Here is a 14,352-nt window from a genome sequence, read left to right as displayed (position 1 = left end):
GGGCGACCTGCACCGTCCCGTCGCACCATCAGGCCGCGCTGGTCCCGCACTCAGCATCAGCGCACACGAGGAAGAAGACGATGTCTGTTTCAATGCGTGATGTCGCGGCTCTCGCAAACGTGTCTCAGCGCACGGTGTCCAACGTCGTCAATGACTTCGTGCACGTCAAGCCGGACACCAGGGCACGCGTGCAGCGCGCGATCGAAATGCTTGGCTACAAGCCGAATCTGAGTGCTCGAAAGCTGCGAGGAGGACGATCAGGCCTCGTTGCCCTGGCTCTTCCGGAGATTGCAGCCCCTTACTTCGCGGAACTAGCCGACAGGATCCAGCAGCACGCAGCCGAGCGCGATCAGGTGATTCTGATTGAGCAGACCGGCGGAACGCGTCAGCGAGAAATTTCTGTGCTCTCCGGATACCCATCAGCGATGATCGATGGCCTCATCATCAATCCGAACTCCATCACCTCAGAGGACCTTGCTGAATACGGAGATGGAGTTCCTACGGTCTTGCTCGGTGAACGCATCGACCTCACCGCTGACAGCGTCGGCGGTCGCTTCGCCCACATCTCAATCGACAACGTCGAAGCGGCCCGAGTTGCCACCGACCACCTGATCGGTCTCGGACGCACGCGCATCGCCGCTATCGCCGCGGTTGAACCACTTTCCGCGAGCGCGGGCCCTGGAGTGCGACGAACTCAGGGATACCTCTCAGCCCTCCACAGCGCCGGACTCTCTTCTCCTCCGGAGCTTCGCGTCAGCGTGAAACAGTGGAAAGCACCCGACGGATTCGCGGCCGTCAATGATTTGCTCGACCGCGGCGTGAAATTCGATGCCCTGTTCTGCTTCAATGACACGCTTGCATTCGGTGCCCTCAGCGCACTGCACTCCCAAGGCATCCGAGTGCCCGAGGACGTTGCGATCCTCGGCTGGGACGACACTGCGGAGTCCCGATTCTCCTACCCGCCGCTCACGACAATTGCACCAGCCGTGCGTGAGATCGCAGAACTGAGTGTCGATCGACTGCTCCGGCTAATCGATGGTGACGAGTCTGCGATTGAGGACGTCCAGGTGTCGTTCGAACTGGCGATTCGCGGCTCCACCGTTAGCCGACCGTAGCTCGCAAGCCACAGCACTCGCGAGGGACGCAGGTCCGCAGCTCACTGAGTTCTCGTCGAACCATCCACCTCAATTTGTTGACCCCCAAACCACATCTCCAGGGAGATCTCATGTCCGCAGATTCTGAAGCGACCAAGAACGAGCCCATTGTCGCCATCAACTACGACCGCTCCGCAGTTCAGGTCGGCATCGTGCACTTCGGAGTGGGTAACTTCCACCGCTCGCACGAGGCAATGTACGTCGACAAGCTCCTACGGGCGGGCGGATCGAAGGAATGGGGAATCTGCGGCGTCGGCGTCCTGCCCTCAGACACTCGCATGCGAGAGGCGCTCCGCGGACAAGCACTCGAATACACTCTCGTGGAGCGACACCCGGACGGGTCCACCCCGGCGACTCGCATCGGGTCAATTGTGGAGTACCTGTCCGCTCCAACCGAACTCGAATCCGTCTTGGAGCGGCTTGCCGATCCCGCGACTCGGATCGTGTCGCTGACCATCACCGAGGGCGGTTACAACATCAGCGATGCCACCGGACTATTCGACACGACAACCCCGGCGATTATCGCGGACGCCGTTCCCGGTGCGATCCCGTCGACGGTCTTTGGCATCGTTCTCGCTGGCCTTCAACTTCGACGGGACCGCGGAACAGCACCGTTCACCATTATGTCGTGCGACAACATCGAGGAGAACGGCAACGTAGCAAGAGCAAGTTTCTGTGCGTTCGCTGGCCTCATCGACCGGGAACTCGGCGAATGGGTCGCCCATGAGGTGAGGTTCCCCAACAGCATGGTTGATCGGATCACGCCCGTCACCACGGACGCGGATCGCGACTGGGTCCACAACCGATTCGGAGTCGACGACGCATGGCCGGTACTTTCTGAAGGCTTCGAGCAGTGGGTGCTCGAAGACGACTTCCCGCTCGGTCGTCCCACCTGGGAAGAGGTCGGCGTGCAACTAGTTCAGGACGTCAGACCCTATGAACTGATGAAGCTCCGACTCCTAAACGGCAGTCATCAGGCAATGGCCTACTTCGGGATTCTCGCCGGCCACACATACGTCCAAGAGGCAGCGACCGACCGGGACATCGTCACCCTACTCACGCGTTTCATGAGCGACGAAGCAGAACTGACTCTCGACCCGGTGCCAGGGGTGAGTCTTGACGAGTACAAGCGACAGCTCATCGAGCGTTTCGCGAACCCCTACGTGGGCGACACTCTCAGCCGACTGGCAACAGACGCCTCTGACAGGATTCCAAAGTTCGTTGTACCGATTGCACGATCCCTCATAGCGTCCGGTAAGCCCGCGGCCCTATGCGCTGCGGTGATCGCGAGTTGGGCAGCCTACGCGACGATGTACGTCGACGGCGAGCCACTGCCGTTCCGCGACCGTCAAGAGCCAGCCGTCCGTAACGCGGTAGAGCTCCAGCGGACGGAACCGAACGGGTTCCTTCGAAATCGAGACTGGTTCGGCGATCTCGCAGACGATGAACAGTTCGCGGACGACTTTGCGAGAACCTTCATAGCGCTGACATCCGGTGAAGGGGCGACCAGGAACGCGCTCCGCAGGCTGATTGCGGCACGATAGCCGTGGGCGGACCGCGAACCCTCGTCATCGGCGAGGCCCTCGTAGATGTCATCCAACGTGGCGAGAACAAGGAGAGACGTCCCGGCGGGAGCCCAGCCAACGTTGCGGTGGGGTTGGCGCGTTTGGGACAAGACGTCACTCTTCTTTGTTATCTGGGTCAAGACGACGATGGCGAACTGCTGCGCAGCCACATGGCGGCCGCGTCAGTGGCGCTCCATCCGAAGAGTGACAGGGCCCCTCACACATCGATCGCGGAGGTCGAACTCGACCAGACAGGCAACGCAACCTACCGCTTCTCAGTCGCCTGGGACCTTCCACCAAAGCTGGATTGGGACGCGGTCGACCTCGCGCATGTTGGGTCAATCGCCCTGATCCTCGAGCCGGGAGCGTCAAAGCTTCTTCAGCTGCTCCGCGACCGTCCGGAGCGTGTCCGTCTCACCGTCGACCCGAATATACGTGCTGCCTTCCTTCCCTCAACACGCGCGACCGAGCGCTTCGAGCAATTCTTTGCGGTTGCAGACATCGTAAAACTGAGCGACGAAGACGCCGATGTGTTATATCCAGGTCGAGACATCGACGAAGTGGTGCAGCGAATACGCGCTATTGGTCCACGATTGGTTGTAGTCACACGTGGATCACGTGGCGCCGTGCTTGCGACAGCCAACGAGCGGGTCGAAGTGGCCGCTCGCGCGGTACAGACCATCGACACCGTCGGTGCCGGAGACAGTTTCATGTCCGCGCTGATCTCAGCTGTTGTACGTCTGGACAGCTGGGAGCCTGGCGCGTCCGATCTTGCCGTGTACGGGGACTGGGCCGTCCACGCCGCCGCCATCACGGTCTCGCGCGAGGGAGCGGACCCGCCGACGGAATCAGAGATGCCGACCCTCGACTCTCCACGATCGGGCAGTTGACTGGATCGTCAGTGACGCCTGATCGTTAAAGCGCGCTTTCGTACAGCCGTCTTCACCTTCGATTAGGGCCCTGGCCCATGTGCGGTTCTCCTCGCTACAGCCGCGCAAGCCTTGCCACTGGCCGTTGGGAGCTACGCACATGCTTCGAAGACCTGCTGCTGTGTCGCCTTTAAGCTGGCCAGATGATCGGAGTCATTCCAAGCCGAATCGGGGCCCGTGCGTGGCAGGCACTCACCGCTGGTAGTAATCCTGTCCGTAGGCACGCAACTCGTGCTCGTTGTCGGCAACGTGAATGTCGACTTCGGCCCATCTAACGCACCGCTGAGCCAGCGCCTGTTCGAATTCGTCAGTTACTTCACGGTCCAGTCGAACATCTTCGTGGGGCTCGCTGCAGGAGTCCTCACCGCGAGGCCCGACCGAGACGGCGGATTCTTCCGTGTGCTCCGCGTCGGCTCGATGTTCGGTATCACCGTGACCCTGATCATGTACCACCTCGCGCTCAGGCCCCTCGCGAACTTCACCGGAATCGCCGCAACATCGAACATCGGACTCCACTATGTCGTGCCCGCATTCACGATCATCGGCTGGGTACTATTCAGGCCGGACCTGCATGTCACCTGGAAAGCGCTCTTCCTTGCACTCATCTGGCCGTTGGCATACATCCTTCTCACCGTCGCCTCGAACGGAGCGGGAATTACCTTGCTCTTACTGGCAGTAGGAGCCGTCTACAAGCTCGCCGACCGGCTGATCAGTCGCCGATACTCAACGATGACGAGCGCAGTGCCGCACGGGGCTCCTGCCTGTCACAGCCATCAGAATCTGGACGATGCGAGGGCCGGCCAGCAATACCGAGATTTATCACACACGCCCTGATGGCGTGCACAGGAACCAGATGCCGTTGCTGCCTATCTCAACGACGCCGTAGCGATTTTCACAACGGGCAGTGCCTTGCCAGGATCTTGCTCATGCTTCATAGTCATGCGTAGTAATGAGGTCCGCAGCTCCACGCACTACTTCAAGTCACTCGCATCGGCCGCTATGCGGCGCAGATTTCGAGAGTGTTCACTCGTCGGTTCTTCTGGGTGAGGTTGTTCGAGATAGGCATCGCGGTTTTACGATCGTCGAGTTGCTCATCGTGGTCGTGGTAATCGCGATCCTAGCTGCAATCACGATCGTCGCCTACAACGGAATCAACAGCCGAGCGAAGGAGGCGGCTTCGGCGTCCACCGCAGAACAAGCCGCGAAGAAGGTGATGGCGTATGCCGTCATTAACGCCGATACCTACCCATCCGCCCTGAGCGACACAGGTCTAGCCGACTCCGGTTCGACGAGCTACCAGTACCGCGTGGACAATACCGCGAACCCAAGAACGTTCTGCCTTACCGCCACGACCAACAACATCAGCTACTACGTCACGAGTTCAGCGCTCTCTCCAACTGCGGGAGTCTGCGCAGGGCACGCCCCGCCCGGGGGCGTCGTCGTCACCAACCGCTTCATGAATCCGCGTTTTGAAGGCGCCGCTCTTCCGACCAGCCAGACAGGCGCCACCGCAACGATCACAACCTTCAACGGGTCTCTAATGGCGCAAGGGACAACGACCACGGCGAGCGGAGCGAGCATCCGCCTCCAGCCCCTCACGCAGCGCTGGACTATCAGCGCCGGTCAGGCTGTCTATGTTGCAGCCACCATCTGTAACGGCACTGCCTCAAGTAGAGCCTTCACAATCAATGCTCGCTTTTATGATCAACCAGGAACATCATCCACGCTCGGGACAGAACTCTCGATCTCGCATTCTAACGCCGCAGTGCTCGCACCTGGCGCCTGCACAACGACCTCAGTGACGAGCACCGCTCCGCCAAACACGCAATCTGTCGGCGTGAACGCCAACCGCGGAACCACGACCAGCCCAGCATCAGGCGATGTCTTCTACGTCGATAACGTCTTCCTCAGCGACCAGGTCAGCGCGTATGCTGACGGTGCCACCTCGGGCTGGATATGGGACGGCTCACCAAACGCGTCAATCTCAACAGGACCTGCCCTTTAATGGCACGGCTTCCCCAAGTCGGTGGCGACAGCGGAAGTTGGGGGGACATTCTCAACGATTTCCTGAGTGTGGCGCACGATGATGACGGAACGCTAACAGCCGACGCCATCCGAAACGCCGGGGCGTACATCAAACCTCTCAGTGGGATCGGCGAGGCGGACCTTGACCCGGCGGTTGTGGCGCAAATACAGACGCCAGGACCCGCAGGCGAGGCGGGAGATTCGGTCACCGTCCAACTGGTTCCTGCCGCGTTGTGGCCACCGGCCGCTGATCCTAACCCGCTCCACATCTACGTCAAGGTTCCTGATGCCTGACCTTGATTTCTCTAACGCCGTGGAAATACGCATCGGTGACGCCAATGCGCTCGCCATTCGGATAGCCAATGTTGACGTGTGGGAAACACGACCAGACGAGCGCGTGGTGATCGTCAACGCTCATCAAGACGACGATCTCTACTTCATGAACCCGGACATCCTGACAGACATCGATGCAGGACGAAGACTTGTGGTCGTCTACCTCACGGCGGGCGACTCCGGCGATAGTGATGAAACCTACTGGCATAGCAGAGAAGTGGGCGCGCGTGCCGCCTACTCACAGATGACCGGTTCCGTCGATGCATGGTCGACCGGGACTGAGATCATTGCCGGAAAGGCCCTCCATGTCGCGTCCATTGCATCCGTGAAACACATCTATGTTCGCCTCCCTGACGGGGGCGGACAGGGTGAGGGGTTCCCATCAACTGGTGCTGTATCTCTCGCGATGCTCTGGACTGGCGCGATCACAACGATCCACTCTTTAGATTTCTCGACCACGTTCACCAAAGCAGAGCTGTTGGCCGTCCTTCGCGCTATCGCCGACGAAGCCGATCCAGTCATGGTGCGCACACTGGATGGCGCGGAATCGACGCACGACCATCCCGATCATCAGATGACAAGTCGCTTCACGGTCTCAGCACTCGCCGGCTTCGTACCAGCACTCGCTGCGTACCAGGGTTACGGCATCTCCGACCGCGCGGCAAATGTGAACAGCAGCCTCTGCGACCGCAAGCGTGCAGCCATGGAGGCATACTCACCCTACGATCCTGCCGTACAACCGATCGCGACCGACTGGCTCGAACGCCAGTACACGACGGACCCGCCCGCACCTGTCGTTCCGATCGGAGGGCCGGGTGGCGGCGGGCCAAACGTCGCGATGTCCGCTCGCGTTCTCGTGTCTTCAGAGAACGCAGGCGATACCCAGCTGGGGGTCCGCGCCATCGATGGCGTCATCGACGGCTATCCGGGCGACTACACCAAAGAATGGGCAACTCTTGGTGAACGCATCGGCGGATGGATCGAGTTGCGCTGGGACACACCCCAGGCCCTGGCACGCATCACGCTTTACGACCGGCCCAACAGCACCGACAACATACTTGGTGGCACGCTTACGTTCTCCAGCGGTTCGGCAGTAAGTGTCGAGCAGCTCGACGCCACCGGCGCGGGCACCACGGTCACCTTCAGCTCCCGCTCTGTAGCCTGGGTCCGCTTCACAATCACCGCGGGGGCCGGGAACAACGTCGGATTGGCCGAGATCAAAGCGTTCGCTTCCTGAGTGGGAAGCGATCCCCTCCAGGTGATTCGAACCCGCCCCACGTTCGAAACGATCGTCACACCAGCGCACGTCGTGCTCGGCAAGCCCGCACCGGACACCTTCCTCCGAAGCTCCTCGGCCCCTCGGCGTGCCCCCTGCTCGCTGTCACGCCTGCGAAAGCAGCGAGTGGAGGCGTAGCTCGCTGCGTCGTCGAAGGACTATCGAGCACTGCGCGTACCTACGGCCGCGATGTCGTTAACTCCCGGGTCGGCTCTCGCCAATCCTCGACGTCCGGCTTCGCGTGCAGTCGTTCAAGGGAGGAACCTTCGACGTCGATGTTCGGCACCACCCGTTCGAGGCATTTCGGCATCCACCAGACGGCGTCGCCGAGCAAAGTCATCGCAGCCGGTACCAGGAGCATCCGTACGACGAAGGCGTCGATCAGCACGCCAAACGCCAGCCCGAATCCGATCGGTCGGATCGTCGAGGAGTCGGAGAACACGAATCCGGCGAAGACGGAGACCATGATGATCGCGGCAGCGGTGACCACCGGGCGACCGACCTGCAGTCCGCGCTGGACCGCGATCCGGGCGGGCGCGCCCTTCGCGTACGCCTCCCGCATCCCAGAAACGAGGAAGAGCTGGTAGTCCATGGCGAGGCCGAAGAGGATACCGATCTCGAGCACCGGCAGGAAACTCAAGATGGGCGCGGGGTCGTGTACCCCGAAGATCGTGCTGAGCCAGCCGAGTTGGTAGATCGCGGTGAGCCCGCCGAAGGTGGCCACCAACGACAGCACGAACCCGGCAGTCGCGATCACGGGTACGAGGATGGATCGGAAGACGATGAGGAGGATGATCAGCGACAAGCCGATGACGACGGCGAGGTAGATCGGCAGCACCTCCCCCAGTTTCTCGGAGATGTCGATCTGTGCGCTCGCGTTGCCTGCGACGCCGAGCGACACGGCGCCCTCGCTCGTGCTGAGCGGTGAGATATCGCGCAGATCATGCACGAGTTCTTCCGTCTCAACGCTGGACGGGCCGTTTGTGGGGATGATCTGAAATGCGATCACGTCGCCGCCGGATGGGACACCGATCGGTGCGACAGCGCTCACGTGATCCTGCTCGGCGATCACGGTGGCGATCGCAACTTGCTGCTGGAGGAGCATCACACCTGAAGCCGATTCGGGCAGGTCGGCAACGATCACGAGCGCGCCATTCTGCCCCGCGCCGAACTTGTCGGCGATGGTCGTGAACGTCGCGTACTGGCTGGAGGTGGTGGCCTCGGAGGATCCGTCGGGCAGACCCAGCCGCATGCCCAGCGCCGGCAGTGCGACGCTTCCAAGGACGGCGATGCCTGCGATCAGCGTGAGGACGGCCCGCCGCATCGACATGGCGTTCGTCGACGCCGCCGTGGCTTCGGTTGAACCGATCGCACGGCGCTCCTTCGTGCGGAGGATCCGCATTCCGGCGACGGACAGCATGGCGGGAGTGAGAGTCACGGCGACGAGGACCGCGACAGCAACCGCGACAGCTCCGACGGTGCCCATCAGTCCGAGAAATGGGATGCCCGTGATGTTCAGAGCGACCAACGCGACGATGACCGTCGTCCCTGCGAAAACGACGGCGTTACCGGAGGTGCCATTGGCGAGTCCGATCGACTCGGGCACCGTCGTTCCCGCTTTCAGTTGCGTCCGGTGCCGGTTGATGATGAATAGGGAATAGTCGATCCCCACCGCAAGGCCCAGCATCAGCGCGAGCAATGGCGTGATCGAGGTGAACTGTACGATTCCGGAGAACGCTAGCGACCCGATGAGGGTTACCGCGATACCCACCAGGGCGCTCACAAGCGGAAGCGCCGCTCCGAGCGCGGTGCCGAGCAACGCGAGCAGCACGACGGCAGCGAAGATGATGCCCGCGATCTCACCGGGGCCGATGAGGTTGGGGACTCCCTGCACCAGCTCATTCGAAACAGTCACCTCGACACCAGCGATGGTCGCATCCTCAGTCGCCGCCACCACCTTCTCCTTGAGGGCGGGCGGTACGACGAATGCGTCGTCGACAAACTGGACGGTCGCGAGGGCGGCCGTCTGGTCTTCGGAAACAAAGCGGATGTTTGTCGACATGTCGAGCAGCTGCTGGCCGAGGTTGAGTTGCGTGCTCTGTGCGGTCAGTGTTGCGGCGCTGGCGTCGAGCTCCGCCTGACTCGCGGCGAGGGCTGCGTTGGAGGGATCGATCTCCCGCAGCTGATCGAGCTGAGCCTGCGACTCGGCCAGCTGCTGCTGACCCGCGAGTACCTGTTCGCGCCCGTCGACGGCCTGCTGACGCTCAGTTGCGAGCTGCGAGTCGATGGTGAACGGATCAGTTGCCGATTTGACGCCCGCGAACCCACTGATCTGCTCGAGGAGGGAGGCAACTCCGGCCTTCTGCTCTTCGGTGAAGGGGGCGCTATCCGTGGTCGAGAAGACCAAGCTGCCGCTTCCGCCACTCACCTCCGGAAGGGTGTCGGCAAGTTCGCTGGCGACCTTCGCCGTCGGCGTGCCAGGGATGGTGATCGACGGGGAGATCGTGCCAGCGAAAAGGGAGTAGCCGACCCCGGAGAGCGCGATGATCAGCAGCCACGAGAGGATCACGGTCCAGCGGCGACGTGCGGAGAAACGTCCGAGACGGTAAAGAAGACCAGCCATGTGCCGAAACCCATTCTGTCGAGGGCAAGCCGTGGAATTATCACGACCCACCCGCTATACAACCTGTATAGCGATTGACTATACATGCTGTCAGTCATTTTCCTAACAGTCTGTATAGATAGAATCGGTGAGACCCGTTTTCGAAGGAGTATCGGCCATGGCACTCGTCCGCACCACCCGAGCAGAGCAGACCGTGCAGGCCAAGCAGCGCATCCTCGACGCGGCCGCACGGATGTTCGCGGAGCGCGGCTACGCGGCTACCGCGATGCAGGACCTCGCGGCCGAACTCGGACTCACTCGCGCGGCGCTGTACTACCACTACCCCGCCAAGGGCGACATCCTGCAAGCGATCATCGACGCAGAGACGGCACGCTTCGCCGCCACGCTCAACGAGATCGCTGCCATTCCGACCCGACCGGCGCGGATCGATGCGGTCATCGATGCACTGATCGCCTCAGGGTTGAGCCAGCGTCGCCCGATCGACTTTCTCGTAGCCAACCTTGGCCTGCGCACGCTACCCGGCGATGGTCCTGACTTCTTCGACCGCGTCGCCGTCGCGATCTACTCACGCACACCCACGCCCGAGCAGCTCTGGGCCGTCAACGTGGCATTCATGTCCTTCGCAGCGCTGCCGTCGTTCGCGCATCTGACCGACGAAGAGCTCGCCCCCATCCTCTCCGACTCCTTGCGCCGTATCTTCCGAGTTCGGTAACACCAAGGCTCCACCGAGTCACTCTCACCATCTGCTACCTGCTGGTCCCATAGAGGTTGTGAACACGGACAATCGTTCGTGACTGTCGCAACACCGCACCGCACCGGACAACGGTTCGTCCTGCGGGATGACCGGGTCCAAGTGCCCCATGTCAAGACAAGGCCTGTGGGCCAGACAGCGAGCGGTCCGCGCATCCCAGAGAACTGATCTTCCCGAGATATTCGCCTAGCCTTGGCGCGGGACCTCGACGAACCGCCCTGCGGCAGGATTCTTGGTCACGGCATCGCCGGCGAACACCGTCCCGTGCATGACGATATACACGCCCGCTGGCAGCATCCGCGCGGCAACCATCGCGGCGCCGAGATTGAATGCCGCGTCACTGTCGATCATGGCTGCTGGGCGCATTGCTCCCGTCAGCACGACCGTTCGGTCCGTGACGACGCCACTCTCAAGCAGGGCCGCAGCGGTGTCGGTCATCGTGTCTGTGCCGTGAGTGATCAGGAAACGACAGGCCGGTCGGCTGCGAACGCACTCAACGATCGCCGCGCGATCAGCGGGGGTGAGTTCAAGAGAGTCCTTCGTCAGGATGCTTTCGATCGAGATCTCGATTCCGGCGGCCGCCAAGAGCGCAGCGGCCACCGGCGGACCGATCTCGAGTTCACCGCTCAGCCCGTAGACCTTGTCAATCGTTCCGCCCGTGGCAAGGAGGACGACTTCAACCTCGCCGGTCACGACCGTGATCCGTCGAAGATCGTCGTCATGCGATCGGCCGATTTCAACCCGGATCCGGTGAGAATGACCACCGTGGTTTGACCGGCGGTGATGGTTCCGTCGGCAAGAAAGCGGTCCAGCGCAGCCGCGGCGACCGCGCTAGTGGGTTCCGCATAGAGTCCGCGCGCGGTCAAGGAGCGCACCGCCGAACGGATCTCGTCATCCGACACCGATACGGCCGCACCCCCGGAGCGGCGGATGGCGGCGACGGTCTCGGGGAGACGGATGGGACGTGCTATCGATGCGCCTTCCGCGATCGTCGGGACGCGTTCGCCGTGCGATGCGGGGTCGACGCCGTTGATCGCGTCGGAGATGGTACCCCAGTGTTCCGGCTGGCCGATGAGCAACCGTGGCAGGCGCTGGATCTGGCCGGCATCCAACAGCTCCCGGAACGCGAGGTCGCAGCCAAGGATGTTGCTTCCCGCGCCCGCGACGAGCACGACGTTATCGGGGGCGCGGAATCCGAGCTGCTCCCACATCTCGTAGGCGATGGTCTTGGTGCCCTGCAGGAAGAACGGATGCCAGTTATGGCTCGCGTAGGGGATCGTCCCGGATTGGCGGATCGCTTCGTCCGATACGTCGTCGCGGGTGCCGGCGACAAGTTCGATGTCCGCACCGAAAGAACGCGCCTGCAGGATCTTCGCGGGCGACGTGGCTTCGGGCACGATGATCTTCGCGGCGATGCCAGCCGCTGCGGCGTAGCAGGCGACCGATGAACCGCCGTTGCCGGAGCTGTCTTCGAGGACCTGCGTGACGCCCTGGCTGTGCAGGTGGGACATCATCACGGAGACGCCGCGGTCTTTGAAGCTCGAGGTGGGGTTGAACCATTCGAGTTTGAACCGGATATCTCCCGTCATCCATGGCGCGCCGATCAGAGGCGTCAGGCCCTCACCGAGGCTGATGCGATGTGCCCGATCGACGGGCAAGGCGCGGGCGTATCGCCAGAGGGAGCGCTCGGTCGAGTCGATGTCCGTCGGCGTCAGCCCTGGGATCGGGGTGAGCGCCAACGGGGCGTCGTCATCGCCACGCCAGCGTGGATCGGTCAGCGGGTGCGTCGCACCCGACCGTTCGACGAGAGAAACCTCAGCAAACGGGTCGCTCCGATCAGTGTCGGTGTCGGTGGCAGTCATCCTCAGGTCTCCTCTTTGTCGGCGCGGCTGAGCAGGGCGGTGGCCAAGGCGAGGTCCTGGAGCGCGAAGCCAGAGCTGTCGAACACGGTGATCTCCTCGTCGTCGGCTCGCCCGACCCCGACGCCGTTGAGCACGTCGCCGAGCGCCGTGATCGGGACATCGTGCGGCGCGTGTTGGAACTCGCCGATGCTGCGGGATTGGTCCACGATGTCGCAGAACAGGCGCGCAGATCTATACAGCTCGGGAGGCAGCTCCTGTTTACCCTGGCCATCGGCCCCCATCGCCGACACGTGCGTACCCGGGCGGATCCAGTTGGCATGGAATAGCGGCCGCGTCGCGGTCGTCGCCGTCACAACGATGTCAGCTTCGTGGCAGGCCTCCTCAATTCCGGCCGCCCGCGCACGGACACCCGTCTCAACCTGCACCTGCGCGGCGAGCCCCTCAGCGGCCGCACGGTTGCGGCCGGCGACAAGGATCTCAGCGATCGGTCGCACCCGGGCGACCGCGCGCGCCTCATAGCGCGCCTGGTTGCCCGAGCCGATGACCGCAAGTACCCGCGCATTCTTGCGGGCGAGGGTCTCCACAGCGACTGCATCCGCCGCCGCCGTGCGATACGCGTTGCCCGCGGCGGCTTCGATCACCGCGGCCAACCGTCCGGTGGCGGCATCGAGCAAGATGATGGTCGAGCTGTGCCGGGGCAGACCGAGGGCTGGGTTGTCGGGCCAGAAGCTGCCGATCTTCGCGCCCGAAAGACCCGGTGCGGAGCCCGACTTGATCGTGAACCGATTCTGCGTCCCGGCCACGAACCCGACCACGACCGGCAGCAGCACGGATTGGCCCACCGAGCTCAGCGCCAGCCGCGCGGCCTCCAGCGCCAGCTCCTCGGATATGAGACTCGCGGATCGCTCTTCAGTCATGATGATCATCAGGACGCCTCCTCGGCGATCGTCGACAGGTCGTTGTAGAGCGCGGCACGCGAAACACCCAGCCGAGCAGCGATACCCACAGCGGCACCGCGTAACGCGAAGGCACCCGCGTCCTGCAACGCACGGACCACTTCCAGGCGCTCGGCACGTGGCAGGCTCGCGATCGGTGCGCTCGATCGTGCCGCAGCGGCATCTGTGACCGAGTCGATGAGCGCGCCCAGATCACCCGAAAAGTCAGTCCGCGGTGGGTTCGCCGTCGCGACGTTCGCTCCCCCCAGGTCGGAGAGCATCGCCGCGGCGCGATGCAACGCCGACACGTCCAGGTTCACACAGAGCGCACCGATCAGGTGGGCATCAGCATCGAAGAGCGGGAAGGTCGAGCACTTCAAGAGCCGCCCATCCTCTGCCCGTGTGATGTAGTCGATGTCCGGCACCGCCGCGTCACCGGCAGCCAGGACCCGCAGCCCGATATCGCTCATCGCGTCACCGACCTGACGCCCCGTGACATCGCCGCCGACAGCGATAACGGATGCGTCCGGGTCGCGATAGTCGTGCACGACGACCTCGCAATACTGTCCGAACGTTCGCGCGAGACCAGGCGCCACCGACACCATCGCCGCCAAAACTGCATCCGCGGAACTCACCATGCACCCAACCACCAAACTAGACGAATCACCCAATGTCTAGACGAATTGTACACATCGGGCACGGCGGCAGCGATGGTCCGCCCGATGATGCATTCGGGCCGGTCTCGCAGACGCCTTTCACGACGCGCTGCGCAAGTGTCATCTCTCGCAGTCGAGTGCACGGCCGATCACACTTGCCATCGCTCCCGCCAGCGGAACCTATACGCCCACGTCTCTCCCCCGACAAGGTGAAAGCCAGTCAGAGCGACGCACCGCGATTTA

The 14,352-nt window shown here is 62.7% G+C and carries 12 protein-coding genes; 7 read left to right on the top strand and 5 right to left on the bottom strand.

The features are described 5' to 3' along the window. Positions 1–80 precede the first annotated feature (80 nt). From ACFE6Z_RS02130 to ACFE6Z_RS02105, 6 genes are all read left to right on the top strand, one after another. Positions 81–1,115 carry a LacI family DNA-binding transcriptional regulator gene (locus ACFE6Z_RS02130; protein ID WP_375384036.1) on the top strand — a complete coding sequence of 345 codons (1,035 nt, stop codon included), beginning with the start codon at positions 81–83 and terminating at the stop codon, positions 1,113–1,115. Between the two features lie 110 nt (positions 1,116–1,225). Then, positions 1,226–2,698: a mannitol dehydrogenase family protein gene (locus ACFE6Z_RS02125; RefSeq protein ID WP_375384035.1), complete on the top strand. Its 1,473-nt coding sequence runs from the start codon at positions 1,226–1,228 to the stop codon at positions 2,696–2,698. 2 nt (positions 2,699–2,700) lie between these two features. Further along, positions 2,701–3,609, top strand: coding sequence for a carbohydrate kinase (locus ACFE6Z_RS02120; RefSeq protein ID WP_375384034.1), 909 nt, complete (start codon positions 2,701–2,703; stop codon positions 3,607–3,609). Between the two features lie 270 nt (positions 3,610–3,879). Next, positions 3,880–4,482, top strand: coding sequence for a Pr6Pr family membrane protein (locus ACFE6Z_RS02115; protein WP_375384033.1), 603 nt, complete (start codon positions 3,880–3,882; stop codon positions 4,480–4,482). A 115-nt stretch (positions 4,483–4,597) separates the two neighbouring features. Further along, complete coding sequence (locus ACFE6Z_RS02110; protein ID WP_375384032.1) at positions 4,598–5,653, top strand: type IV pilin protein; 1,056 nt, start codon at positions 4,598–4,600, stop codon at positions 5,651–5,653. A gap of 306 nt (positions 5,654–5,959) precedes the next feature. Beyond that, complete coding sequence (locus ACFE6Z_RS02105) at positions 5,960–7,243, top strand: PIG-L family deacetylase (RefSeq protein WP_375384031.1); 1,284 nt, start codon at positions 5,960–5,962, stop codon at positions 7,241–7,243. 217 nt (positions 7,244–7,460) lie between these two features. On the opposite strand, the gene ACFE6Z_RS02100 is transcribed toward ACFE6Z_RS02105, so the two are convergent. Beyond that, positions 7,461–9,905, bottom strand: a complete 2,445-nt coding sequence (locus ACFE6Z_RS02100; RefSeq protein ID WP_375384030.1) for an MMPL family transporter — start codon at positions 9,903–9,905, stop codon at positions 7,461–7,463. Positions 9,906–10,062: 157 nt separating this feature from the next. Here ACFE6Z_RS02100 and ACFE6Z_RS02095 point away from each other — a divergent pair, with 157 nt between their 5' ends. Then, entirely contained in the window at positions 10,063–10,617 is a 555-nt protein-coding gene (locus tag ACFE6Z_RS02095; RefSeq protein WP_375384029.1) for a TetR/AcrR family transcriptional regulator, read from the top strand. 225 nt (positions 10,618–10,842) lie between these two features. Here ACFE6Z_RS02095 and ACFE6Z_RS02090 read toward each other — a convergent pair whose 3' ends face one another. Genes ACFE6Z_RS02090 through ACFE6Z_RS02075 form a run of 4 tightly spaced genes read right to left on the bottom strand, consistent with a single transcriptional unit; the run spans position 10,843 to position 14,058 of the window. Next, positions 10,843–11,349: an asparaginase domain-containing protein gene (locus tag ACFE6Z_RS02090; protein WP_375384028.1), complete on the bottom strand. Its 507-nt coding sequence runs from the start codon at positions 11,347–11,349 to the stop codon at positions 10,843–10,845. Beyond that, positions 11,346–12,518: a pyridoxal-phosphate dependent enzyme gene (locus ACFE6Z_RS02085; RefSeq protein WP_375384027.1), complete on the bottom strand. Its 1,173-nt coding sequence runs from the start codon at positions 12,516–12,518 to the stop codon at positions 11,346–11,348. The genes ACFE6Z_RS02090 and ACFE6Z_RS02085 overlap by 4 nt, the downstream gene beginning before the upstream one ends. A 2-nt stretch (positions 12,519–12,520) precedes the next feature. After that, positions 12,521–13,444, bottom strand: coding sequence for an ornithine cyclodeaminase family protein (locus ACFE6Z_RS02080; RefSeq protein WP_375384026.1), 924 nt, complete (start codon positions 13,442–13,444; stop codon positions 12,521–12,523). Then, on the bottom strand, positions 13,444–14,058 hold the full coding sequence (locus ACFE6Z_RS02075; protein WP_375384633.1) for a transcriptional regulator: 615 nt from the start codon (positions 14,056–14,058) through the stop codon (positions 13,444–13,446). The genes ACFE6Z_RS02080 and ACFE6Z_RS02075 overlap by 1 nt, the downstream gene beginning before the upstream one ends. Between the last annotated feature and the right edge of the window lie 294 nt (positions 14,059–14,352).

The sequence above is a fragment of the uncultured Microbacterium sp. genome, assembly GCF_964244775.1.
In the GTDB taxonomy this organism is placed as follows: Bacteria; Actinomycetota; Actinomycetes; order Actinomycetales; family Microbacteriaceae; genus Microbacterium.
This window is presented reverse-complemented; position numbering and strand designations above follow the sequence as displayed.

Excerpts from the sequence above, each read along its gene's own strand:
- ACFE6Z_RS02085 (WP_375384027.1), bottom strand. The coding sequence starts at position 12,518 with ATGACTGCCACCGACACCGACACTGATCGGAGCGACCCGTTTGCTGAG.
- ACFE6Z_RS02100 (WP_375384030.1), bottom strand. The coding sequence starts at position 9,905 with ATGGCTGGTCTTCTTTACCGTCTCGGACGTTTCTCCGCACGTCGCCGC.
- ACFE6Z_RS02075 (WP_375384633.1), bottom strand. The coding sequence starts at position 14,058 with ATGGTGTCGGTGGCGCCTGGTCTCGCGCGAACGTTCGGACAGTATTGC.
- ACFE6Z_RS02080 (WP_375384026.1), bottom strand. The coding sequence starts at position 13,444 with ATGATCATCATGACTGAAGAGCGATCCGCGAGTCTCATATCCGAGGAG.
- ACFE6Z_RS02130 (WP_375384036.1), top strand. The coding sequence starts at position 81 with ATGTCTGTTTCAATGCGTGATGTCGCGGCTCTCGCAAACGTGTCTCAG.
- ACFE6Z_RS02105 (WP_375384031.1), top strand. The coding sequence starts at position 5,960 with ATGCCTGACCTTGATTTCTCTAACGCCGTGGAAATACGCATCGGTGAC.
- ACFE6Z_RS02095 (WP_375384029.1), top strand. The coding sequence starts at position 10,063 with ATGGCACTCGTCCGCACCACCCGAGCAGAGCAGACCGTGCAGGCCAAG.
- ACFE6Z_RS02125 (WP_375384035.1), top strand. The coding sequence starts at position 1,226 with ATGTCCGCAGATTCTGAAGCGACCAAGAACGAGCCCATTGTCGCCATC.
- ACFE6Z_RS02110 (WP_375384032.1), top strand. The coding sequence starts at position 4,598 with ATGAGGTCCGCAGCTCCACGCACTACTTCAAGTCACTCGCATCGGCCG.